Consider the following 24177-nt stretch of genomic DNA (forward strand, 5'->3'; position numbering starts at 1 on the left):
AAAATGGAAGAAAAATTTAGAAAAAATCAGTTTGATTTTGAAGATTTTTTGAAACAGTTTAAAATGATAAGAAAAATGGGTTCCCTTGCCGGAATTATGAAAATGATACCGGGAGTGGACACAAGTGCCATTGATATGGCTATGGCTGAAAAGGAAATGAAAAGAGTGGAAGGGATAATATTTTCAATGACGATACAGGAAAGGAGAGACCCGAAAATACTGAACGGAAGCAGAAAAATCAGGATAGCAAAAGGCAGTGGAGTGGAAGTCAATGATGTAAACAGGCTTATAAAACAATTTGAGCAGATGAAACAGATGATGAAAATGTTCAATAGCGGTGCGATACCCGGACTTGGTGGAATGCGGGGAGGAAAAACCAAAAGGAAAAGATAACTTGTCATTATAAAAATAAAAAATGAGGTTGTCTCATGACTTATGAGATGTCCTCATTTTTATTTTATTTTTTGTATGAATTTTTAAAAAAAATTAAATATAAAGAATATAAATAACACTTAATAAAATTATTGAAAACAAAAAAATGATTGACTGTTTTTATTTTACTATTTTAAAAATCTTTATAAATATATAAAATATATCAAATTTATTGAAACTTTATTTGCCCGATTTATTGAAATTTACAAAAAATTAATACATTATCTGTGGTGGGAAATATTGTATTACCTCTGAATTTTTAGATTTTACTTTTTCTTTAAGTGTGTCGTAGTCAAGTTTGACAGTTTTATTTATATCTTTTAAAGGAATATTTTTTAAAATTTTTTCAGCTTCATCAAATCTTTTTAAACGTCTGTTTGTCTCAACTTTAATCAGCAAAGCTCTTATTTTTTCAGTTTTTTTATCTTCAGTATTTTCTATGCTATCCAGATATGAAATATATTTATCTATATAAATTATAGCTTGTTCAAGTTTTTTTTCTGTGGAAAGAATATCATTGTTATAGACAAATCCTAAAAATTCTTCAGGTTCATCCATATAAAACAGGGCTGCTGCTTTTCCGAATTTTTTATCAACTTTTGAAAATAATCCGTCTATTTCAGATGTTCTGTCCAGTTCACGGTAGAGTTTGGCTTGACGTAATAACTGTTTTTCAGTAATTTCTTTTTTGTTTTTTCTGTCTTTATCTAATTTTTTTTGGAGAAGTTCGAGAGCTTTGGATGCTATCATTTTCTTAGCAGTTTTGTCTCTGACTTTATTTTTAAAATCATAATAATCACTTCTGTTAGAATCAATGGCTGTGAGATTGTAGTAAAATTCTACCGTTTTTTCTAAATTCAGTTTTGAAAGTCTGTCTAAAATTTTGTTCATTTTGTCATATTCTTCAGTTTCGGAATATAGAGTTGCCAAGTAGTCTAATGCTTCCTCATCATTTTTTGTTTTAACTGTTTTTTCAAGATATCGTATACTTTTTTGAAGTGATTCTTTTGTTATCGATTCGGATGAACGATCGTAAAAATATGCATCAAAGTATGCTTTTCCTATCTTTTTGTCGGAAAATTCTCCGATCAGCTCATAAAATCTTGCTAAATAATAGTATCTGCTCGCATTTTTCGGGATTTCACGATATGATTTGCTGTTGATAACCTTTTCATACTTCTTCAGTTCAGTTTCAGTAAAATCATTTTTAAATATCACAAATTTATTAGTCGGACATTGAGCCGGATAACGGTCCTCAAATTTTTCATTTCCGATAGGACATGTATACTTTTCTATTGGTATGGAAATTCCCCATATATATAGATTACTTAAAAAAAATCCGCCTAATATTATTTTTTTAAAATTAATTTTCATTTAAAAACCTCCATAAATATTAATATTTCTTTTATAGTTCTATTTTATCAGAATAACCTGAAAGAAAGCTGAAAAGTCGAATATTATAAAACTGTTATTTGTAATTCATCGATAGAGATATATATCTTAAAAGGAAAATTTAAAAAATAACAGATTTAGAAAATTATTGTAATAGACATATTAAAAAGTGTCTGATATAATGTTATTAAATTAAAAGAGTTTTAAAATAGATGAAATTTTTAAAATTGGAAAATAATATTTATTTGAAAATATCATGCAACGGATTAACAAAGGAGAGTTTTATGAACCAGAGAGAAAGAAGAGAATATTTACTGAAAAGATTGATAGAAGAGAACAGTCAGTATACTGATACTAAAATTTCTGATAATGATGAAGAGCAGAAGTGGCTGCTTAGGGCATTATTCAATGTAAGACCGCCTAAAGAAGCTGACAGTGAGTTTTTAAGAATACAGGACGAATATTTAAAAAATGAACTAAAAGAAAAAGGAATTACTGAATTAAGTGATTTGAAACCGTTAAAAGACAGGATATATCTGTGGCAAGGGGACATTACAACATTGGCAACGGACGCGATAGTCAATGCTGCAAACAGTGCAATGCTGGGCTGCTTTATACCTAATCACCGTTGTATAGATAATGCGATTCACACTTATGCAGGAATACAGCTTAGACTTTCCTGCAATAAACTGATGACATTTCAGGGAAAGGAAGAGGAAACGGGTAAGGCAAAAATAACTCCGGCATTTAATCTTCCAAGTAAATATATCATTCATACGGTAGGACCCATAGTATACGGGGAATTGACGAAAAGAGACAGAAAAATATTAAAGTCCTGTTATTATTCCTGTCTGAAAGTAGCAGAAAATGAGGGATTAAAAAGTATAGCATTCTGTTGTATCTCCACGGGGGAATTTCATTTTCCGAATGAAGAAGCTGCTAAAATAGCAGTTGATACAGTATACGAATATAGAAAAGAAAATAATAGTGAAACAGAGGTGGTATTTAATGTTTTCAAAGACAGAGACTATGAAATATATAGAAGATTACTCGGACAAACTGAATAAAATCGCAGAAAAAATAAAAAATTCCGAAGCTATAATAATAGGAATAGGAGCAGGAATGTCGACTTCGGTGGGATTGAGCTATTCAGGAGAAAGATTTATGAAATATTTTTCCGATTTTCACAATAAATATGGTATTAATGATATGTACTCGGGGGGATTTTATCCTTTTGAAACAAGTGAGGAGTATTGGGCGTGGTGGAGCAGACACGTGTTTTACAATCGTTATGATGTAGGGGCAGGTCAGGCGTATAAAGATTTGCTGGATATCGTAAAAGACAGAAATTATTTTGTTATAACGACTAATGTTGATCACCAGTTACAAAAAGCGGGATTTGATAAGAAAAAGCTTTATTATACACAAGGAGATTACGGTTTGTTCCAATGTTCCGTTCCGTGTCATGATAAGACTTATGATAATGAAGAAATCATAAGGAAAATGATAAGAGAGCAGGAAAATATGAAAATTCCTACAAGTTTAATTCCCCATTGCCCTATTTGTGACAAAGAAATGACAATGAATTTGCGAAAAGATGAGAAATTTGTTCAGGACGAGGGGTGGTATAAAGCTAATAAAAATTATGCGGAATTTTTAAAAAAATATAAAGATAAAAAAACAGTCTTTCTTGAACTGGGAATAGGAAACAATACACCGGGAATTATAAAATATCCTTTCTGGCAGATGACTTATCAGAATAAAAATGCTGATTATATTACTGTCAATCTGAATGATATTGCTTATCCTGAACCGATAAAAAATCAGACTGTTTTTATAGAAGATGATATTAGTAAAGTATTGAAAGATATCAGAGATATTTTATAAAAATATATGTTTATAATAATTTTATTAAAAATTTTGTTGAAATAATTTTTTTGATTTTTTTATTTTTTGAAAAGATAAATGTTTAATAATATAGAAGTATCCACAGATAGAAATAATATGATAAATGAAAATATTGAAAGTAGTTTAATAAAATTTGACGATTAATAATGTTTTATGATATTATAAGATAAGAAAAATGTAAATAAATGTAAATATTAGTAAAATAAATATTTTTTATTTTATAAAAATATTTAAATTTTAAAACAAAAGAGAAATAAAAAGTATAGAAAAGAGGCGATGTTATGAATATGGCTGGTCCATTGGAAAGAATAGTTAAATTAGAACATTCAATATATTACAAATATGCAGAATCTACTTTGAAATCTTTGAATAACGATCCAAATAGACTACTTTCTCTTTATGGTGCTACAGAAAAAAGACTTATCACGGAGAATTAGCCAGTTTAAGTCCTTTCTATTCTAATTATTCACAAGGAAAAATGCCTACACAGAAAGAATTGGATGAATATAATAAGACTAAAAATACTAATTACAGTATGTATCAGATAAAGACAAGATTATGGAAACTGTTTAAATATGAAGAAAGTAAAGGTAACCCTGATTACTATGTCAAACCCAGAAGAGTAGAGCTGTTACCTCAGATGAACAGACTGTGGAAAGATGAGAAAACTAATGAAAGAGTCCGATAAAAAAGAAGTCAATAAAGTATTTTTTAAAGTAATGATGCTGTACATAATAGTTTCAAGTGTTTCAAGTTGTTTTTCTTCTATGGTTATTTATACTAAAAACAAGTTTGAGATATTTATGGCATTGTTTCTACATATTGTTTTTTCCATATATCTAATAAAAAAAATAATTTATTGTAGAAAAGAGAAAAAATTGTTAGTATTATTAATGACATATGCCATATTTTTATTTTTTTCATTTTGTATGTTTTGTATATTATGCATAAAATTCTATAGAATATTTATATCAAAATAATAAATCTATATAATTAAAAATAGGCTGAAAAAATAGCCTATTTTTAAAATGAAGTAATAAAAGCCATAAATTCTGTAATTCTATTTTTATGTATATCATTTTTTGAAATTATCAAATATCTTTGGAATTAAAGGTAATTCTGTAATGCCGTCTCTATCTAAAAAATGACCTGCTTTTTCTATCGGATAAAATTGGGCATTAAGTTTTTCTGCAATTTCTTTGCTGTATTCAAATGGTACTATATAATCATCTTTTGCCGCAATTATAACTTTTAATGCTGATTTTGCATTTATTTTTTTATAATCTAAATCCGTTTCTATAAAAGGTCTCAATTCCTCAAATCCTTGAATAATTCTGTCAAATGCCGAAACTAATATAAATCCTCCAAATTTATTCAGATTTTTTTGTTCGGATAAATATCTCAATACTGTAATAGTTCCTAAACTGTGGGCTATAAAATAAGTATTTTCATTTATTTCTTTTATATTTTCCTTGAGCGTACTAAGCCAATCAGTTACTTTAGGAGTTTCAGGAGAAGGCATTGTCAGTACAGTAACTTTATCTCCTTTATTTGTCATTGTTTTTTTCAACCATGGAAACCAGTGTTTTTCGGGAGAAGCCCCATAACCGTGTATGATGTATATATCTCTTTTCATTTTATTTACCTCCTGTGCTTGTATTTTTATTTACAATTCATTATAATAAATTATGAAAATAAAAGAAAGTACGCACTTTTTTGTGTGATACTAACTAAAAGGAGAGTAATAAATTATGAAAAATATATGTCGTACAAAACAGGCTCCATTTTTAAGAACTCTTTCTATTATTGAAGGGAAATGGAAATTTAGAATATTGTATGAACTGGCGTGTGAAACTACTTTACGTTATGGAGAGCTGAAAAGGAATTTAGTGCCGATTACTCATAAAATGCTGGCTTCACAGCTTAAAAGTTTGGAAAAGGACGGTATGATTGTCAGAAAAGAATATCTCCAAATTCCTCCTAAAGTTGAGTATTTTCTTTCGGAAAAAGGATTAACTTTTCTGCCTATTATGAAAGATATGTGTGAATGGGGTAGGATACATACTGATAAAGATGAACAGGAATATTAAATAAAGAAATTATTTTTATTTTGCCGTTAAGTGTATAAATTTTCTGTTCGGAAAATATCAAAGGATAGAAAATATCAGAAAATAATAATATAAAAAGGTTATTTTTTTATAAATAATGGATTATATTATTTATATTATAAAAACTCCAATTGATTTTTCTAATAATGCTATGATATAATAAACTTTAGGAAAATTTATACTGAAAATATGGAAAGGAGTGAAAAAATCGGCAATATAGAAGATAAAGAGTGAGTTATCAAAGTTAAATACATAGCAGATATATACAGGTATATAGATACATATAAAAAATAAAAAAATATATAAAAATATAACTTAATTTCTATATTAAAGAAAGGGTGAAAATGTGCAAGCAAAAAACATATGAGGAATGTAAAAAGTATAATAAATTAAAATCATTAAATATAAACTCTTTAAATATAAAACAAAAAGTATAAAAAGAAACGGGCTGAAGATACCCGTTTCTTAAAAGGAGTTTATGAAGAAAAAAGTTTTCACTTTTTCTATTGGTCAAAAGTATTATACAATTGTAATATTAGAATGCACTTTTCTCTATCTTTGCTTTTAATTTGAAAAAGAGGCTGGATAAAAAATATAGGATAGGTATAAAGTCAGTTAATTCAAGGTTTTTATTAGATTTTTTTATGTTTTTATCTAAAAGAAATAAAAAATAATATAAGAACAATGTTTGGAAAAATTGTAAAAATAAAAAAGTTATTTGGAATAGAAATTAAATTTATATACAAAAAAAGAAAAGTTATAAGAGAAATAAAAAACTATAAGAAAAAATAATAAAAACAAAAAAGCATAAAATTTATAGAAAATTGGAAAATAAAAAGATTTAAAAAAAATAAGAGAATTAAAAATTACAGAAATCAGAAAATAGTAAAAACCTAAAGATTTTAAAAAATAATATTATAAAAAATAATGAAATTAAAAAATAAAAAAATTATAGAAGGTGGAAAAAAGATAAGATGAAAAATTTAAGAAAAGTAAATTTAAGGAAAATGTTTATTATATTGACAGTTTTTATAATTTCTTCATTTGCTTTTTCAGCAGGAGAAAATTATTATGATTATAAGGCTATTTTAGTAGGAGATACGAAAGGAAATATTTTTAAAGAAGATAATAGCTATGCAGTAAGACCGCTGGCTTCAGTAACAAAGGTCATGACTATAATGCTTACCCTTGATAAAGTACACAGCAGGGAGATTTCCCTTAATGATATGGTTACAGTTTCAGAAACTGCGGCATCAGTTCCTTATGGAATAAAACTGGTCGCAGGAGCCCAGTATACTGTGAGGGATTTGTTAAAAGCGACTGCTATAAGATCATCAAATAATGCGGCATACGCTCTTGCAGAATATGTATCTAACGGAAATGTTTATGAATTTGTAAATGCGATGAACCAGAAAGCCAGACAGTTTGGCTGGGATTCATTAAGATTTTGCTCGCCTCATGGGCTTCCGCCAAGTTATACAGGCTCATGTATGGACCAAGGAAATGCGAGAGATCTTTACAAAATGGCAATGATGGCGATTACTTATAAAGAATATATGAATATAGCCAAAGAATCTACGGATTATATTGACTACGGGAATATAAAACTGACAGCGACAAATCATCTTTTAGGTAAAGTACAGGGAGTAGACGGGCTAAAAACGGGTTATCACAATGCTGCCGGGTCAAATATAATTTTGACTGCCAGAAGAAATAATAATAGAATGATAGTTGTTATTCTCGGTTCTACAAAGGCGAAAAATAGGGACGCTATAGGAGAAAAAGAAATAAACGATTATTTTTCCAATAACAGTAATGTTCCTGTGAGCAGAGTATCAGGTAATGTATCAAATAACACCAACACCCAGAAATCTATAAAAATAATAGATAAAAATACCGCAGTTGCTTATGCAAAGATAGGAAAAGACAAATATACGCTATATCCTTCCGAAGACGTTGTAATCAAAGGAGAGAGAAATTCTGAAAAACCTAAATTGACTTATAAAGTCGCATTAAAGGAAAATGTTTCCAGAAATGATTTAGGTCAGGTAGTAGGTACATTTGTTGCTACTGACGGTAAGAATGAATATACAGGAGCATTAATAATGAAATAATCATAAAAAAGGAGAAAAGATGTCCATAGGGATTTTTGATTCAGGAGTGGGAGGGCTTACCGTTTTAAAAGAAATCAGGAAAGTCTTGCCCAATGAGAAGATACATTATCTGGGAGATATTGCAAGAATTCCTTACGGGGAAAAAACAAAGGAACTGATTGTCAGATATTCAAAGCAGATAACGGAATTTCTGCTTGAAAAAAATGTAGATGCTATTGTTGTGGCATGCAATACTGCCACTTCCCTTGCTCTTGAGGAGTTGAACAGTACATTTGGGATACCTATTATAGGGGTGATCGACGCAGGAGTAAGGGCAGCCCTTTATACTACAAAAAGTAATAAAATAGGAGTAATCGGGACAAAAGCCACGATAAATTCTAAAAAATATGAAATTGAGTTGAAAAAAAGAAACAGGAAAATAGAAGTCTATTCCAAACCATGTCCGTTATTTGTGTCCATTATCGAAGAAGGGATAATAGAGGGGGAAATCGTAAATCTCATAACTAAGATGTATTTGGATGAATTTAAGGGGAAGATAGATTCCCTTATTTTAGGTTGTACTCATTATCCCCTTTTGAAAAATACAATCAGAAGTCTTTATCCTGAAATCGAAGTTGTGGATCCCGCAAAAGAAACGGCAGAGGATTTAAAAAAGGTTCTGACGGAGAAAAATTTGCTGAGAAATGACGGAGGAAAAGACTGCGAAGTGAAATATTATGTAACTGATGAACAGGAAAAATTTAAGCAAATAGGCACAATGTTTCTGAATAAAAATATAGACTATGTGGAGTTTGTAAAATTATAGTAAGGAGATAATGAATGTTTGAATACATATTTGGAGAGCTGACTGTAAAAAAAATTGATTATGTCGCTCTTGATATAAACGGACTTGCCTATAAAATATTTATATCATTGAAAACCTTTGAAACACTTGGAGAAGTGGGGCAGGATGAAAAACTCTATACACATACTCACGTGAAAGAAGATGACATTTCTTTTTACGGATTTAAAACCGAAAATGAAAGGGAACTTTTCAAAGCCCTTATAAGTACGAGCGGAGTAGGACCTAAGCTGGCACTGGCAATTTTGTCCACTTACAATGTAAAAGATGTTATAGATATAGTTGTTGAGAGCAATTCAAAATTATTTACAAAAGTACCCGGATTAGGGGATAAAAAAGCACAGAAAATAATACTGGATTTAAAAGATAAGGTTAAAAAGCTGAATATAATAGAAACTTATAATGAAAACGGAGAAATTTCAAGAGGAAAAGTAATAATTTCGGATACATCGAATACAAAAATATTATTAATGAAAGAAGATATAAAACTGGCGTTGGAAAGTCTGGGATATGTTAATGCAGATGTTTCCAAATGGATAAAAGACGAGGAGCTTTCAAATATAAATGACATCGGAGAAGCTATTAAAACGATATTACAGAAAATTCAAAATAAAAAATAACCGTTGCTTTTTCTTTCTTAAAATAACTCCATAATTTATATAAATAGAGTTTCGTATTTCAAAAATATTTTTTGAAATGAAAAATAGTTTTGAAAATAATTATAGTTAAAAAAGTAATTTTATTATAAATTCTCAAAATCAGGGTTTTTGACAAGAAAAATATTAATAAGTTAAAAAAATATATTGAAAAAAATAATTTTAAATATTGACATAATGTAAAATCGATATATAATATAATTATAGAAAGTTTATGTTCTTTTATAAAAGGAGTATGAACAAAAAAGAGGAAAGAGAGTTGGTTTAAAATGATGAAATATTTGCAGAAAATTGGTAAATCTCTGATGTTACCTGTCGCTGTTTTACCGGCAGCTGCAATCCTGTTGGGGATAGGTTACAGACTTGATCCTACGGGCTGGGGTGCAAACAGTCCTGTTGCAGCATTCTTAATTAAATCAGGAGGGTCGATACTTGACAATATACCTATATTATTTGCAGTAGGAATAGCAGTGGGAATGTCCAGAGAAAAGGACGGTTCGGCTGCATTGGCAGGTTTGGTCGGTTTTCTTGTAATAACTACTTTGTTATCAAAAGATTCTGTTGCAGTTTTAACGAAAATCGAACCTGATAAAGTACCTTTAGCATTCAGTAAAATAAGCAATCCTTTTATAGGAATATTATCGGGAATAATAGCTTCTGAAATATTTAACAGATTTCATAAGACACAGTTACCAATGGCTTTGGCATTTTTCAGCGGTAAAAGACTGGTTCCTATACTGACAGCGGCGACTATGCTTATACTGTCCCCTGTGCTGTTCTTTATCTGGCCGATAGTATTTGGAGCATTGGTAACATTCGGAGAGACATTCCTTAAATTAGGACCTTTAGGTGCCGGAGTTTTCGGTTTCTTTAACAGACTGCTCATACCTTTGGGATTACACCATGCTTTAAATGCAGTTTTCTGGTTTGATGTTGCAGGAATTAATGATATAGGAAACTTCCTTGGAGGAACAGGAGAAAAAGGTATAACAGGAATGTATCAGGCAGGGTTCTTCCCTATTATGATGTTTGGATTACCGGCAGCGGCATTTGCAATGTATCAGGCAGCAAAGCCCGAGAAAAAGAAACAGATAGCATCGTTAATGATAGCGGCGGGAGTTACATCATTTGTTACAGGAGTAACGGAGCCTCTTGAGTTTTCATTTATGTTTGTAGCACCTTTATTATATTTTGTTCATGCAGCTTTGACAGGAGTGAGCATGTTTATATCGGCATTACTGCACTGGACAGCGGGATTTGGTTTTAGTGCAGGATTTATCGACTTTACTTTAACTTCGGGAATGCCTATGGCAAATCATCCTTATCTGCTTTTAGTTCAGGGAATAGCATTTGGAGTTTTATATTATTTCTTATTTAAAATATTGATAAGTAAATTCAATTTGGCGACGCCGGGAAGGGAAGAAGATGAAAACAACGAAGAAGAGCTAAAAATAAAATCTTCAAACAGTAATCATGCAGAAGTGGCGGCAATCATATACGAAGCCTTAGGTGGAGCGGAAAATATAGTATCCATAGATAATTGTGCAACAAGATTGAGAATAGAAGTAAAAGATGCTACCGCAGTAGATGATAAAAAGATAAAAAAAGTTTCGGCAGGGATAATAAAGCCGTCCAAAAAAGATGTTCAGGTAATTATAGGACCTTTAGTTGAATTTGTTGCAACAGAGATGAAAAAATTATAAAATGTTATTTAAAAAAAGGGGCTGTCTAAAGGACAGCTCCTGAGTAGTTTTCGGATATTAGAATATAGGAGGAAATATGAGAGTAATAATTTTAAAAAACAGAGAAGAAATGGGGAAATGGAGTGCCTATAATATCGCAAGGAAAATATTGAAATTTAATCCTACGCCTGACAGACCTTTTGTTTTGGGTCTGCCCACAGGTTCTACACCTGTTGAAACGTATAAGGAGCTTATAAATCTGTACAATAATCGCGTAATTTCTTTTGAAAACGTCATCACATTCAATATGGACGAATATGTAGGATTATCTCCTGAACATAAGCAAAGTTATCATTATTTTATGCACGAAAATTTATTTAAATATATTGATATAAAGCCTGAAAATATAAATATATTGGACGGACTTGCAAAAGATTTGGAAAAAGAATGTCAGAGATATGAGGATAAGATAAAAAGCGTAGGAGGAATAAGGCTGTTTTTAGGAGGAATAGGCGAAGACGGGCATATAGCTTTTAATGAACCGGGTTCTTCCCTTGCTTCGAGAACGAGGGATAAGGAGCTGACCTATGATACAATTCTGGCTAATTCGAGATTTTTTGACAATGACGTGGATAAAGTCCCTAAATTGGCATTGACAGTAGGTGTGGGGACATTAATGGACTCTCAGGAAATAATGATACTTGCTGACGGATATAAAAAAGCAAGAGCGGTGTATCATGGAATTGAGGGAGGAGTAAATCATCTGTGGACAGTTTCGGCATTGCAGTTACACAGAAGAGCTATCCTTGTTATCGATGAAACGGCGGCTTCTGACCTGAAAGTAAAGACTTACAGATATTTTAAAGAAATAGAAGCTCATAATTTGGATTTGGAAAAATACAGGGAAGAAATATTTAATTTCAAAAAATAGATTTTCAATATAAGTGTACTTAAATAAATGTATCTAACGAAAGAAAATCTAAGAAAGGAAAATATTATGATTATAAAAAATGCAAAAATTTTTGACGGAGAAAAATTTATAAAAGAAAATACTGTTGTTGTAGAAAATAAAAAAATAAAAAAAGTGATAAAAGAAGCTGATTTGACAAAAGAAGATACTGAAAATCAGGAAGTACTTGACATAAAAGGTATGACGCTCTCTCCCGGATTTCTGGATTTGCAGTTGAACGGCTGCGGAGGGGTGCTTTTCAATGATGATATATCAGAAAAAACTTTGGAAATAATGAATGAAACTAATAAAAAATATGGATGTACTTCATTTTTGCCTACACTGATAACATCTCCTGATGAAAAAATAGAAAAAGCTTTAAATCTTATGAAAGGACTAAAAAACAGGGAAGAAATAGGTGTTTTAGGGCTTCACATAGAGGGACCTTATATAAGTGTTGAAAAAAAGGGGATACATAGACCTGAATATATAAGAGTTCTGTCAGATGAAATGATACAGAAAATAGCCGACAGTGGACCTGAAGTAACAAGAATAATAACCATAGCTCCTGAAAAAGCTGAAATAAAACATCTTGAAACATTGAAAAAAGCGGGTATTAATATAGCGATAGGACATACAAATGCTACTTATAAGGAATGTGTGGAAAAGAAAGATTATTTCAACTGTGCGACACATCTGTACAATGCCATGAGTCAGCTGGGGTCAAGAGAACCCGGAGTTATAGGATTTCTGTTCAACAATGATACTACAAACTGCGGAATAATAGTTGACGGATTTCATATGGATTTTGCTTCTGTCGAAATTGCCAAGAAAATATTGAAAGACAGACTGTACCTTGTAACTGACGCTGTAAGTCCTGCGGGTACCGACAATATGACAGAATTTATGTTTGAAGGGAACAAAGTCTTTTATAAAGACGGAAAATGTTTTTCTCCTACAGGAACATTGGGAGGATCTGCCCTCGTTATGATAGACGGAATAAAAAATCTTGTCGAGCATGTACATGTTTCTCAGGAGGAAGCACTCAGAATGGCAACTTCATATCCTGCGAAGGCAATATCCGTAGATGACAGATATGGATATATAAAAGAGGGTTACACTGCTGATATGACTTATTTTGATGAAAACTATAAAGTAAAAGGTACGATAGCAAAAGGTAACTTGACGGAATATTAAATTTTACATAATTCATATAAAGTTTATATATCCATATAACTGTATATTTGTATATTCATATAAAAGAGGAAAAGAAATGTCAAACAGTATATTGAGAGAGTTGTATAGTATTAAATCGTTGAAATCAAGGAGAAAAAGTACGGTTCTGATATTTTTCTGCTTTCTGACGGGGATTATATCGGGAGCTGTTGTAGCTTCTTATAGGTTACTGCTGGATAAAGTCGCTTATTTGAGAGAAGACTTTATAAAAGAGTTGTCAGCAGGGAAGATAATAGCGGGACTACTCATTTTTATTGTAGCAGGAATAATAGTTCAAATGATGCTTTCAAAGTATCCGCTGATTGGAGGAAGCGGTATCCCTCAGGTAAATGGACTGTTACAGAAAAAAACTGAATTTAAATGGTTCCCCGAATTGATGTGTAAATTCTGGGGAGGCATTTTTGCCATAGGGGCAGGAATGTCCATGGGAAGAGAAGGACCTTCCATTCACTTGGGAGCATTAATAGGAGACGGAATAAATAAACTGACCAAAAGGACGAATGTGGAAGAAAAATATCTTGTTACATGTGGAGCAAGTGCGGGATTGGCAGCAGCGTTCAATGCTCCTCTTGCAGGTGCGATATTTGCTTTGGAAGAGCTGCACAAATTTTTTTCACCTTTACTTTTAGTCTGTGTACTTGTCGCCAGCGGAGCTTCAAATTATGTTACAAGGTTGATGTTGGGGACAGGAACGGTTTTCCGGCATGATTTTATTTTGCCTGAATATCCGTCGGCAATAGCTGCTATGACGGCCACGGTTGTTTTTTGCATAATTGCTACAGTATTGGGAAAAGCATTCAGTTTCTTTTTATTATATTTTCAGAGGAAATATAGAGGAATAAAACTCAATAAATATATAAAAATCTCAATATTTATGGTAATGGCTTATTTTACGGCATTATTTTTCAAGGATATAACAGGAGGCGGACATAACCTGATAGAAAGAATGTTTCAGGCTGATGTTCCTTTGAAAATATTGGCTGTTATCTTAATTCTAAAATTTTTATATACTATGTTATGTTACGGAACGGGATTTCCTGGAGGAATATTTTTGCCTATGCTTGTAATAGGGGCATTAATAGGAAAAGTTTACGGAGTAATACTTGTAAATTATTTTTCATTTCCTTATGAATTTACAGTTCATTTTATGTTATTGGGAATGGCAGCTTATTTTACTTCAGTAGTAAAAGCTCCAATAACAGGGATTATACTTATACTTGAGATGACAGGGAATTTTTCCTATCTGTTTTTACTCGTTATAACAGCTACATTGACTTATGTTTTAAGTGAACTGCTGAAAATGGAGCCAATTTATGAAGTGTTGTTCCAGAATATGTTTCCTGAAAATCAGACGGAAGAAAAAAATGATGAGGACTCAAAAGGAGAAAACAGGATTGTAACTCTTTTAATTCATGTAGGAGCCGATTCTGAACTGGAAAATAAAAAAATAAAAGATTTGAATTTGCCGAAAAAACTTCTGATTATGGGAGTCCGTGCTAACGGAAAAGAATATATTCCTGACGGAGAAACAGTGATAAAGAGCGGAAACCAGCTTGTAATTATAACTGATTACAGGACTGCTCAAAAATATGCCTATAGATTAAAAGAAAAAGGAATAAAAGTGCTGTAAATATTTGATAAAAAACAGTTGAATTGAAAAAGTTATTAATAAAATGAAATAGGGAGTTGTCTCAAAAGAAAAATTAAAAAAATAACATAAAAAAATATGCTTATGAGTTATTCATGATTTCACAATATGAAACAGGAAAAGAATAAATATATTTTTTATGTATTTTATTTATATTTTTTTATTTTTGAAACAACTTCTATTTTTATGAATTTATTTGCCTGCAAAAAAATATTTATACTTGACGAAAATTAAAGTATAACGTAAAATGATACTTGGAAAACATTCCTTTTATTATTTATATAATAAAACTATCCGAAAGACTATTGACAAGGAAATAAAAAAGTAATATAATCAAATATATGAATAACTGTTCATATGTAATGTAATCGAAAATATATAATCAAGAATAATAACAATAATAATTGAGAATATATAATCGAAAAAATAGTAAGGAGAAAAAATGGAAAAAAAATTACCGATATGTGAAAACACAGTAATACATAAGGAAATAGTAGAAGAAATAAAAACAAAACTTCCTGAAGAAGAAATCTTATACGACCTTGGAGATTTTTTCAAATTATTGGGAGACAGCACAAGGATAAAAATATTAAGTGCACTTTTTCAATCCGAAATGTGCGTATGCGATATAGCTTCACTGTTTGAAATGACACAGTCAGCCATATCTCATCAGTTGAGAGTTTTAAAACAGGGAAGACTGGTAAAGTACAGAAAAAGTGGAAAAGTAGTTTATTATTCGCTGGAAGATGAGCATGTAAAAAAAATAGTTGAGCAGGGTCTGAACCATATAATGGAAAAAAAGTAACAATAACAAAAATACAGATAAAGTATCCAAAATAAAAACAGTTAAAATGAAAATAGTCAAAGAAACGGTGAAATAAAGATAGTCAAATAGTCGGTTTTGAAAGGATAGAAAAATGGATCGAAAAAATCAGATAATTTTAAATATAAAAGGATTGCACTGTGCAAACTGTGCGGCTAAGATTGAGAGAAAAATCAACGAAATAAACTATGTAAAAGAAGCACATATTGATTTTATGGGAGAAAAGATACTTCTTGAAACGGAAGAGACAAATAAAAATGTTTTAGTAGGTGCTATACAGAAAATTGCAAACTCTATAGAAGAAGGAGTAAGGATATTTTCGACTGAAAAGCCTAATTTTAATAATTCTCATAATAATAGTCATTCTCATAATCATCATCACTCGCATAGCCATAATAGCTCTCATGAACATAGCCATTCCGATGATACGAAAAAATTATTGATAATGCTTGGAACAGGCGTAATGGTCTATATTTTAGCTTCCTGTTCGAGTTTGATTATTAAAAATTTCAATTTGGATACTTCTATTTTACTGACTATAAAGATACTTTTATTTTTAATAAGCTATCTTATAATAGGCGGAGAAGTACTGTGGAGAGCATTTAAGAATATAAAAAAAGGACAGATATTTGATGAAAATTTCTTAATGGCGGCAGCAACAGTGGGAGCTTTTGCTATTGGAGAGTATCACGAAGCTGTAGCCGTTATGTTTTTCTATCAGTTAGGTGAACTGTTTCAGGGAATGGCAGTGGATAAATCCAGAAAATCCATAACTTCTTTAATGAATATAAGACCTGATTATGCTAATTTGAAAAAAAGAGGAGTTATAGAAAAAGTATCTCCCGAAGAAATCCGTATAAATGATTTAATAGTAGTAAAACCGGGAGAAAAAGTGCCTTTGGACGGGATAATAACTGAAGGAAGTTCCACTTTCGATACGTCGGCATTGACAGGTGAATCCATGCCTTCCGAAAAAAATATCGGAGACGAAATACTAAGCGGATATGTAAATAAAACAGGACTGATAACAGTGAGAGTAACAAAACTGTTTTCAGAATCTACCGTTTCAAAAATACTGGATATGGTACAAAATGCGGGCAGCAAAAAATCCAAAACCGAAAACTTTATTACTAAATTTGCGAGATATTATACCCCCGCAGTAGTAGGAGTTGCAACTGTTATGGCAATAGTGCCGCCGATTGTGCTGAAAAATGCAACTTTTAATGAATGGTTTTACAAAGCACTGGTATTTTTAGTATTATCTTGCCCTTGTGCCTTGGTTATATCCATACCTTTAGGATTTTTTGGCGGAATTGGAGGAGCTTCCAGACAAGGTATACTAATCAAAGGAGGAAATTATCTCGAAGCTCTGAATAATGTCGAAATAGTAGTAATGGACAAGACAGGTACCCTTACAAAAGGAATATTTGAAGTTACTCAAATAAATACTGAAAATAATATGGAAAAAGAAGAGCTTCTGAAGTATGCAGCATATGCAGAAAGTTTTTCTACACATCCTATTGCTGAATCTATCGTAAGACAATATGAAAAAATCAGTTTACAGTTAGATAAATCTTTAATAAAAAATTATGAAGAAATATCGGGATACGGTATAAAAGCTGATGTGAATGGAAAACACATAATTGCAGGGAATATGAAACTTATGAAACTCGAAAATATAAATATAGAACAGAAAAATCAGACAGGAACAGTAGTATACATTGCCATAGACGGTAATTATGCAGGAAATATAATTATATCCGATGAGATCAAGGAAGATTCTGCAAAAGCAGTGAAAGAAATGAAAGATAATGGAGTAAAACAAACCGTAATGCTTACAGGAGACACTAAGGCGATAGGTGAAAGTATAGCTGAAAAACTCAATATAGATAAAGTTTATACCGAACTTTTACCTAATGATAAAGTGGAAAAACTGGAAGAAATTTTTAAGGAAAAAAAAGATAACGGGAAAATAATGTTTGTAGGAGACGGAATAAATGATGCCCCTGTACTTGCAAGAGCCGATATCGGTGTCGCTATGGGGGGAGTAGGTTCCGACGCTGCAATAGAAGCGGCAGATGTAGTCATAATGAACGACGAACCTCAAAAAATAGTAACTGCAATAAAAATTGCAAAAATGACGAGAAAGATAGTATGGCAGAATATAGCCTTTGCGTTGGGAATTAAACTGATAACTCTGTTATTGGGAGTGGTAGGATTTGCTACAATGTGGGAAGCAATATTCGCCGATGTCGGAGTTGCACTGATAGCGATACTGAATGCAGCAAGAGTTATTAGAATGAAAGTCGAATAAAAAATAAAAATCCTCTTATAAAGCAGAAATAACATAAAAAATGTGAGAAACATAAAAAAAATTACAAATGCTTTAAAGGGGATTTTAATATGGAAAAAAGAAAATAGAGAAAGAAAAAAATATTTGAAAGAAAGATTTTAAATAAAAGAAAAAAAATATACCATAATCAAAAAAATGTGTTATAATTTATATTAAGATAAAAAATTTAAAAAATAGAAAAAACGGAGACAAAAATGCCGAATACAAAAAGTGAATTTAAGAAAAATCTGTTATCACAGGAAGAAATGAAAGAAAAAATTCAGGAATTAAAAAAATCAGGAAAAAAAACTGTTTTTACAAACGGAGTGTTTGACATTTTGCATATAGGTCATCTGACATATCTTGAAGAAGCGAAAAAACTGGGAGATGTATTAATCGTAGGAGTAAACAGTGATACTTCGGTAAAGACCAATAAAGGGGATAAAAGACCTATAAATAATCAAAAAAACAGGGCTGAAATGCTTTTAGGGCTGAAATTTGTCGATTATACAGTTATTTTCAATGAGAAAACTCCTGAAAAATTGCTTGATACACTAAAGCCTGATATTCATGTAAAAGGTGGAGACTATAAAAAAGAAGAGCTTCCAGAAACAGAAATAGTTGAGAAAAATGGCGGAGAAGTAAAAATTCTCAGTTTTGTAGACAGTTTTTCCACAACGGATATTATAAATAAAATAATCGATGTATATTCGGATAAAAATTAATTGAAATATGAATAATATTAAGAGTATTGATTTTTATTTCAATTTTGTTTCAATTAAAGCAATCAATTACAATAAATCAGGAGTCTGTAAATAAAATTATGAAATTAGAAATATTGACATTTGAAGAACTGGACAGACTGTCAACAAAAGTAGCTGAGTATCTGAAAAATGGCGGATGTCTTGGACTTATAGGGGATTTGGGGACAGGAAAGACTACTTTTACAAAAAAAATATGTAAATATTACGGAATAGATGAAAATATAAAAAGTCCTACGTTCACTTATGTTATTGAATATAATTCGGGAAATGTGAAAGTATATCATTTTGATGCATACAGGATAATAAATCCCGAAGAGATATATGAAATAGGATTTGAAGATTATACAGGCGAGGAAAATGCAGTCATAATTGTGGAATGGGCAAATAACATTATAGACGAAATGCCTGATTATACACTATATATTGAAATAGAGCATAATGATGAAAATTCAAGAAAAGTCTCAATATATAAACTGAAAAACGGAGAAAAAGAATATGTTAATATTTTCGATAACTACAACGACTAAAATCGCTTCCGTTTCACTTCATGACGGTAGAAAAATGCTGGGAGAAATACGAATAGAAGTGGCAAAGACCCATTCTGTCGGGATACTTGACCAGATAGACAGACTGCTGGAATGGACAGGAAAAAAACTTGAAGATATAGACATTGCCCTCGTTTCGATAGGACCCGGCTCATTTACAGGAGTAAGAATAGCGATTTCCGTTGTGAAAGGGTTGTTTTACGGGAAAAATATAAATATTTATGAAGTAAACGAACTCGATGCACTGGCTTATCAGGCATATTATACTATCGGGAATGTTTGCGGTTACAATAATATCAGATACAGTATTGATAATGAAACGGAGAGTTTTAATATAATAAATTCGGATATGCGAAATATAAGAAGAAATATAAGAATATATTCGATGATTGATTCGGGAAAAGAAAAAATTTATTATTCAGTTTATGAATTAGTATATAAAGGGAAAAATTTAGATAGTTCTCAACTTTATAATATAAATGGAACGGAAGATTATAAAGCTGATAAATCGGATAATTTGGAAAAAATAAAAGATTATAAGGTTGACAAACTTGATAATATAATTGACGATATAATAGAAAATATAGTAAAAGACAGATTTTCTAATGAAGATTGGAATAACGAGATTCAGGGTAGAGGGGAGAAAATAGTCTACTTTGTAGGGGACGGAGCATTTAATTACAAGGATAAGATTATTCGGAAAATGGAAAATAGTGAAAAAGAAAATTTCGGAATAGAAAATTTTAAAGATATAAAAATAAGATTTTTAGAAGACAGAAATATGAAGATAAATTCTCTGACATTTGCAGAAATGTTTTTAAATGGAAAACTCAAAAATACGGATATTTTCAGCCTGAAACCTGATTATCTTGAAAAATCACAGGCTGAAAGGGATAAGAAAGAAAGGGGAAAATAATGGCATTAAAAGACAGATTGGCAGCACCGAAAAAAGGATTTTTCGGTAAACTGAAAGAAATGCTTTTAGGTAAGACTATCAATGACGAATTGTATGAGGAACTTGAAGAAGTCCTTATTCAGTCGGATATAGGAATGAATATGACAATGCAGTTAGTCGAAGAGCTTGAAAAAAGAGTGGCTAAAAATAAATTGAAATCATCTGAGCAAGTTTATGATGAGCTGAAAGAGATATTAAAGGAAAAGTTTATTGCAAATAATACCTTACAGGATAATATAGAACTGGATTTGAAAGAGGGACAGCTGAATATTATCCTTGTTGTAGGTGTAAACGGGGTAGGTAAGACTACATCAATAGGGAAAATAGCAAATAAGCTCATAAAAGAAGGTAAAAAAGTAATAATAGGTGCAGGAGATACTTTTAGGGCTGCTGCTATTGAGCAAATAGAAGAATGGGGGAAAAGGACGGGAGCAGAAGTTGTAAAACAGGCTCACGGAAGCGACCCGTCAGCAGTTATTTTCGATACAGTGAGTACAGCTAAAAACAGGGATTTTGATGTAGCGATAATAGATACTGCGGGCAGACTTCATAATAAAAGAGACTTGATGAATGAACTGGAAAAAATAAATAAAATCATAAGACAGCAGTCAGGTGTTGAAAAATTTGAAACATTGCTTGTCATAGACAGTACGACAGGTCAGAATGGTCTGGAGCAGGCAAAAGTATTTAATGAGATAGTGGATTTGTCGGGGATTATACTCACAAAATTTGACGGAACCGCAAAAGGCGGAATAATTTTTCCTATTTCCGAAGAGCTGAAAAAACCCATTAAATTTATAGGTGTAGGAGAAGGAATAGATGATTTGAGAAAGTTTGATGTAAAAGAATTTGTGGAAGCTATGTTTGAATAAAATAAAAAATAATTTCAGATTATATAATTGAGTAAAGTGTAATTATAACATAGTTGATAGCGTAATTAATAGAATAAAATAGTGATATAAATCAAAAGTGATATAAATCAAAAGTGATATAAATCAAAGATATATAGAAATGGAGTGAATTTAATTGACAGATTTAATTACAAGTTTAAAGGAAAAAGCAAAAAAGCTGGGTAAAACTGTGATTTTGCCTGAAACTGAAGATGAGAGAGTTCTCAGAGCTGCTGCAAAAGTCCTGTCTGAGGGGATTGCTAAAATTGCCCTTGTAGGAAATGAACAGGAAATAAAGGAAAAAGCTGCAAAATTAGGCATTTCGTTGGACGATGCGATTGTATATGACCCGCAAAATTGTGCTACTATAGACGATATGGCTGAACTCTTGAGAAAAAGAAGAGAAAAAAAAGGGATGACTTTTGAAACAGCTAAAGCAACATTGCTGTCTGACCCGAGATTTTTTGGCGCAATGCTTGTAAGTCAGGGAAGAGTCGACGGAATGGTTGCAGGTTCCTGCTCTCCTACAGCTCATGTATTAAGAGCGGCAATCCTTGTAATAGGGCCTAAGCCCGGATTGAAAACTGTATCAAGCTCTTTTGTTATGATTACTAAGACTCCTGAATACGGAGAGAACGGAGTATTTATCTATGCCGACGGAGGAGTTATACCTAATCCTACTGCGTTACAGCTGGCAGACATTGCTGTTTCAAGTGCTGAAAAAGCAAGATTTACGGCGGGAATTAAAGAGCCGAAAGTGGCATTCCTGTCATTTTCCACAAAAGGAAGTGCTGACGGAGAATCGGTTACTAAAGTAAGAGAAGCGATAGAAATTTTAAAAGAAAGAAACGTCGACTTTGAGTTTGACGGAGAACTCCAGTTGGATGCGGCTATTGTTCCTGAAGTTGCAAAGTCTAAAGCTCCCGATTCAAAAATTGCAGGACATGCAAATGTACTGATATTTCCTGATTTAAATTCAGGAAATATAGGATATAAGCTCACCCAAAGACTGGCAGGAGCTAAGGCTTTGGGACCGTTAATTCAAGGTCTGGCAAGTCCCGTACATGATTTATCAAGAGGGTGCAGTGTAGATGATATTGTCGAAGTAGTGGCGATAACTGCGGTAGAATCAGAACAGAAATAATTTTTATAGAACAAAAATTAACACAATTTAATACAATTATAGAGGAGGAAAAAATGAAAGTATTAGTAATTAACAGCGGGAGTTCATCCCTAAAGTTTGAATTAATCGACATGACGAATGAAAAGACACTGGCTAAAGGAATTTGTGAAAGAATAGGTATTGCCAATCCTATTTTCACTTATAAAAATTTAGTAAAAGGAACAAAGATTGACAAGCAGGAAGCTCCTATGGAAAATCATTCAATCGCGATAGATTTGGTACTGAAAACTCTTCAGGATAAAGAAAATGGAGTAATATCAGGTGTAGATGAAATAGATTCGATAGGACACAGAGTCGTTCATGGAGGAGAATATTACGATGATTCCGTAGTCGTGGATGATGAAGTTATAAAAAATCTTGAAGAAATTTCTGCTCTTGCTCCTTTGCACAATCCTGCAAATGTAATGGGAATAAAAGTTATGAAACAGTTACTTCCTGATAAAAAGAATGTAGTAGTATTTGATACGGCTTTTCATCAATCAATGCTCCCTGAAGCTTATATGTATGCTTTCCCTTACGAAGATTATACTGAATTGAAAGTGAGAAAATACGGATTTCATGGGACATCTCATAAATATGTAAGTGGAGCGGTAAGAGAACTTTTAGGAAAAGAAGACAGTAAAATAATAGTCTGCCATTTAGGAAATGGAGCAAGCATATCTGCCGTAAAAAACGGAAAAGTAGTAGATACTTCAATGGGAATGACACCTCTCGCAGGAGTTATGATGGGAACAAGAACAGGAGATGCCGACCCTGCGGCAGCAATTTATGTAATGGAAAAAAGAGGACTGTCCTTAAAAGAAATAGACACAAGAATGAATAAAAAATCAGGAATTTTAGGAGTGTTTGGAGAAAGCTCCGATTTCAGAGATTTGGAAGAAGCAATGAAAGCAGGAAATGAAAGAGCTAAACTCGCTTATGATATGTTCTGTTACAGAGTAAAATTATACATAGGTGCTTATGCAGCTGCAATGGACGGTGTAGATGCCATAGCATTTACAGGAGGAATAGGAGAAAATGGAGCCTCCCCGAGAGAAACTATATGTAACGGATTGGGATATTTGGGACTGAAATTCGATTCTGAAAAAAATAAGGAAAGAATTTCAGGAACAGTTGAGCTGTCAAAACCTGATTCCAAAGTAAAAGTTTATAAAGTGGAAACTAATGAAGAGCTTGTAATAGCAAGAGATACTTACAGATTGACAAAATAACTTTAGGAGGAATAATGGCTAAATTAAATATTATTTATTTCAGTACAAGCGGAAATACAGAACAGATGTCCATTTATATTGAGCAGGGAGCCAAAGAAGCAGGTGTCGAAGCAGAGATGATTTCGGTAGATGCCGCTGACGAAAGCTCTGTAAATGCTGAATTTATCGCGTTCGGTTCTCCTGCCTCAGGCTCTGAAGAAGTCGCTCCTGAAATAACTGAATTTATAGAAAGTGTAAAAGATAAACTCAAAGGCAGAAAAATTGGTATTTTTGGTTCTTATGACTGGGGCGGAGGAGAGTGGCTGAGCTTATGGGCCGATGAACTGTCCAAAGCGGGAATATCAGTCGTAGGAAAAGGATGTATGGTAAACCTTGCCCCTGACGATACTGAAAAAATAGAAAGCTGCAAAGAGTATGGGAAACAAATTGTAAATCAGTAGAAATATTATTAATAAAAATCAAATAAAAAATAAAACAAAAAATGAAATGAAAAATAACATTGTAAAAT

At 31.8% G+C, this 24177-nt stretch carries 23 protein-coding genes and 1 pseudogene; 22 read left to right on the forward strand and 2 right to left on the reverse strand.

Annotation, left to right across the window (positions count from 1 at the left end; genetic code table 11):
* Positions 1 to 393: pseudogene (locus ACO5J6_RS08960) on the forward strand (signal recognition particle protein); the annotation flags it as partial.
* A gap of 252 nt (positions 394 to 645) precedes the next feature.
* Here ACO5J6_RS08960 and ACO5J6_RS08965 read toward each other — a convergent pair.
* Positions 646 to 1806 carry a tetratricopeptide repeat protein gene (locus ACO5J6_RS08965; RefSeq protein ID WP_485643526.1) on the reverse strand — a complete coding sequence of 387 codons (1161 nt, stop codon included), beginning with the start codon at positions 1804 to 1806 and terminating at the stop codon, positions 646 to 648.
* Between the two features lie 302 nt (positions 1807 to 2108).
* On the opposite strand from ACO5J6_RS08965, the gene ACO5J6_RS08970 reads away from it, so the two are divergent.
* The 4 genes from ACO5J6_RS08970 to ACO5J6_RS08985 all read left to right on the forward strand — a co-directional run bounded on the left by ACO5J6_RS08970 (position 2109) and on the right by ACO5J6_RS08985 (position 4420).
* Entirely contained in the window at positions 2109 to 2891 is a 783-nt protein-coding gene (locus tag ACO5J6_RS08970; protein WP_485643527.1) for a protein-ADP-ribose hydrolase, read from the forward strand.
* Positions 2833 to 3711, forward strand: a complete 879-nt coding sequence (locus tag ACO5J6_RS08975) for an SIR2 family NAD-dependent protein deacylase (RefSeq protein WP_485643529.1) — start codon at positions 2833 to 2835, stop codon at positions 3709 to 3711. The genes ACO5J6_RS08970 and ACO5J6_RS08975 overlap by 59 nt, the downstream gene beginning before the upstream one ends.
* Positions 3712 to 4019: 308 nt before the next feature.
* Positions 4020 to 4169 carry a hypothetical protein gene (locus ACO5J6_RS08980; RefSeq protein WP_485643530.1) on the forward strand — a complete coding sequence of 50 codons (150 nt, stop codon included), beginning with the start codon at positions 4020 to 4022 and terminating at the stop codon, positions 4167 to 4169.
* Positions 4170 to 4210: 41 nt separating this feature from the next.
* Positions 4211 to 4420, forward strand: coding sequence for a hypothetical protein (locus ACO5J6_RS08985; protein ID WP_485643531.1), 210 nt, complete (start codon positions 4211 to 4213; stop codon positions 4418 to 4420).
* 387 nt (positions 4421 to 4807) lie between these two features.
* On the opposite strand, the gene ACO5J6_RS08990 is transcribed toward ACO5J6_RS08985, so the two are convergent.
* Positions 4808 to 5368 carry an RBBP9/YdeN family alpha/beta hydrolase gene (locus ACO5J6_RS08990; RefSeq protein ID WP_485643533.1) on the reverse strand — a complete coding sequence of 187 codons (561 nt, stop codon included), beginning with the start codon at positions 5366 to 5368 and terminating at the stop codon, positions 4808 to 4810.
* 115 nt (positions 5369 to 5483) lie between these two features.
* On the opposite strand from ACO5J6_RS08990, the gene ACO5J6_RS08995 reads away from it, so the two are divergent.
* The 17 genes from ACO5J6_RS08995 (at position 5484) to ACO5J6_RS09075 (ending at position 24109) form a co-directional block, all read left to right on the forward strand.
* The gene (locus ACO5J6_RS08995) at positions 5484 to 5822 is read left to right on the forward strand and encodes a winged helix-turn-helix transcriptional regulator (protein ID WP_485643534.1); all 339 of its coding nucleotides are present in this window, start codon (positions 5484 to 5486) and stop codon (positions 5820 to 5822) included.
* A gap of 992 nt (positions 5823 to 6814) precedes the next feature.
* Positions 6815 to 7954, forward strand: coding sequence for a D-alanyl-D-alanine carboxypeptidase family protein (locus tag ACO5J6_RS09000; RefSeq protein WP_485643535.1), 1140 nt, complete (start codon positions 6815 to 6817; stop codon positions 7952 to 7954).
* A gap of 19 nt (positions 7955 to 7973) precedes the next feature.
* On the forward strand, positions 7974 to 8759 hold the full coding sequence (gene murI, locus ACO5J6_RS09005; protein WP_485643536.1) for a glutamate racemase: 786 nt from the start codon (positions 7974 to 7976) through the stop codon (positions 8757 to 8759).
* Between the two features lie 14 nt (positions 8760 to 8773).
* Entirely contained in the window at positions 8774 to 9415 is a 642-nt protein-coding gene (ruvA, locus tag ACO5J6_RS09010) for a Holliday junction branch migration protein RuvA (RefSeq protein ID WP_485643537.1), read from the forward strand.
* Positions 9416 to 9720: 305 nt separating this feature from the next.
* Positions 9721 to 11154 carry an N-acetylglucosamine-specific PTS transporter subunit IIBC gene (gene nagE / locus ACO5J6_RS09015; protein WP_485643538.1) on the forward strand — a complete coding sequence of 478 codons (1434 nt, stop codon included), beginning with the start codon at positions 9721 to 9723 and terminating at the stop codon, positions 11152 to 11154.
* A 76-nt stretch (positions 11155 to 11230) separates the two neighbouring features.
* Positions 11231 to 12064, forward strand: coding sequence for a glucosamine-6-phosphate deaminase (gene nagB / locus ACO5J6_RS09020; protein ID WP_485643539.1), 834 nt, complete (start codon positions 11231 to 11233; stop codon positions 12062 to 12064).
* 66 nt (positions 12065 to 12130) lie between these two features.
* A complete protein-coding gene (gene nagA, locus ACO5J6_RS09025; protein ID WP_485643540.1) occupies positions 12131 to 13279 on the forward strand; it encodes an N-acetylglucosamine-6-phosphate deacetylase in 1149 nt (382 codons plus the stop codon).
* 76 nt (positions 13280 to 13355) lie between these two features.
* Complete coding sequence (locus ACO5J6_RS09030; RefSeq protein ID WP_485643541.1) at positions 13356 to 14948, forward strand: ClC family H(+)/Cl(-) exchange transporter; 1593 nt, start codon at positions 13356 to 13358, stop codon at positions 14946 to 14948.
* 460 nt (positions 14949 to 15408) lie between these two features.
* The gene (locus ACO5J6_RS09035) at positions 15409 to 15771 is read left to right on the forward strand and encodes an ArsR/SmtB family transcription factor (protein ID WP_485643542.1); all 363 of its coding nucleotides are present in this window, start codon (positions 15409 to 15411) and stop codon (positions 15769 to 15771) included.
* Between the two features lie 112 nt (positions 15772 to 15883).
* The gene (locus tag ACO5J6_RS09040) at positions 15884 to 18103 is read left to right on the forward strand and encodes a heavy metal translocating P-type ATPase (protein WP_485643543.1); all 2220 of its coding nucleotides are present in this window, start codon (positions 15884 to 15886) and stop codon (positions 18101 to 18103) included.
* A 233-nt stretch (positions 18104 to 18336) separates the two neighbouring features.
* Positions 18337 to 18846: a D-glycero-beta-D-manno-heptose 1-phosphate adenylyltransferase gene (rfaE2, locus tag ACO5J6_RS09045; protein WP_485643544.1), complete on the forward strand. Its 510-nt coding sequence runs from the start codon at positions 18337 to 18339 to the stop codon at positions 18844 to 18846.
* A gap of 98 nt (positions 18847 to 18944) precedes the next feature.
* A complete protein-coding gene (gene tsaE, locus ACO5J6_RS09050; protein ID WP_485643545.1) occupies positions 18945 to 19412 on the forward strand; it encodes a tRNA (adenosine(37)-N6)-threonylcarbamoyltransferase complex ATPase subunit type 1 TsaE in 468 nt (155 codons plus the stop codon).
* The gene (gene tsaB / locus ACO5J6_RS09055) at positions 19381 to 20346 is read left to right on the forward strand and encodes a tRNA (adenosine(37)-N6)-threonylcarbamoyltransferase complex dimerization subunit type 1 TsaB (RefSeq protein ID WP_485643546.1); all 966 of its coding nucleotides are present in this window, start codon (positions 19381 to 19383) and stop codon (positions 20344 to 20346) included. Before tsaE ends, tsaB begins: the two co-directional genes overlap by 32 nt.
* On the forward strand, positions 20346 to 21257 hold the full coding sequence (ftsY, locus tag ACO5J6_RS09060; protein WP_485643547.1) for a signal recognition particle-docking protein FtsY: 912 nt from the start codon (positions 20346 to 20348) through the stop codon (positions 21255 to 21257). Before tsaB ends, ftsY begins: the two co-directional genes overlap by 1 nt.
* A 154-nt stretch (positions 21258 to 21411) precedes the next feature.
* Positions 21412 to 22419, forward strand: a complete 1008-nt coding sequence (gene pta / locus ACO5J6_RS09065; RefSeq protein ID WP_485643548.1) for a phosphate acetyltransferase — start codon at positions 21412 to 21414, stop codon at positions 22417 to 22419.
* Positions 22420 to 22472: 53 nt separating this feature from the next.
* Complete coding sequence (locus ACO5J6_RS09070) at positions 22473 to 23669, forward strand: acetate/propionate family kinase (protein WP_485643549.1); 1197 nt, start codon at positions 22473 to 22475, stop codon at positions 23667 to 23669.
* A 14-nt stretch (positions 23670 to 23683) separates the two neighbouring features.
* Complete coding sequence (locus ACO5J6_RS09075) at positions 23684 to 24109, forward strand: flavodoxin domain-containing protein (protein WP_485643550.1); 426 nt, start codon at positions 23684 to 23686, stop codon at positions 24107 to 24109.
* Positions 24110 to 24177 lie beyond the last annotated feature (68 nt).

It is taken from the genome of Pseudoleptotrichia sp. (assembly GCF_057270515.1).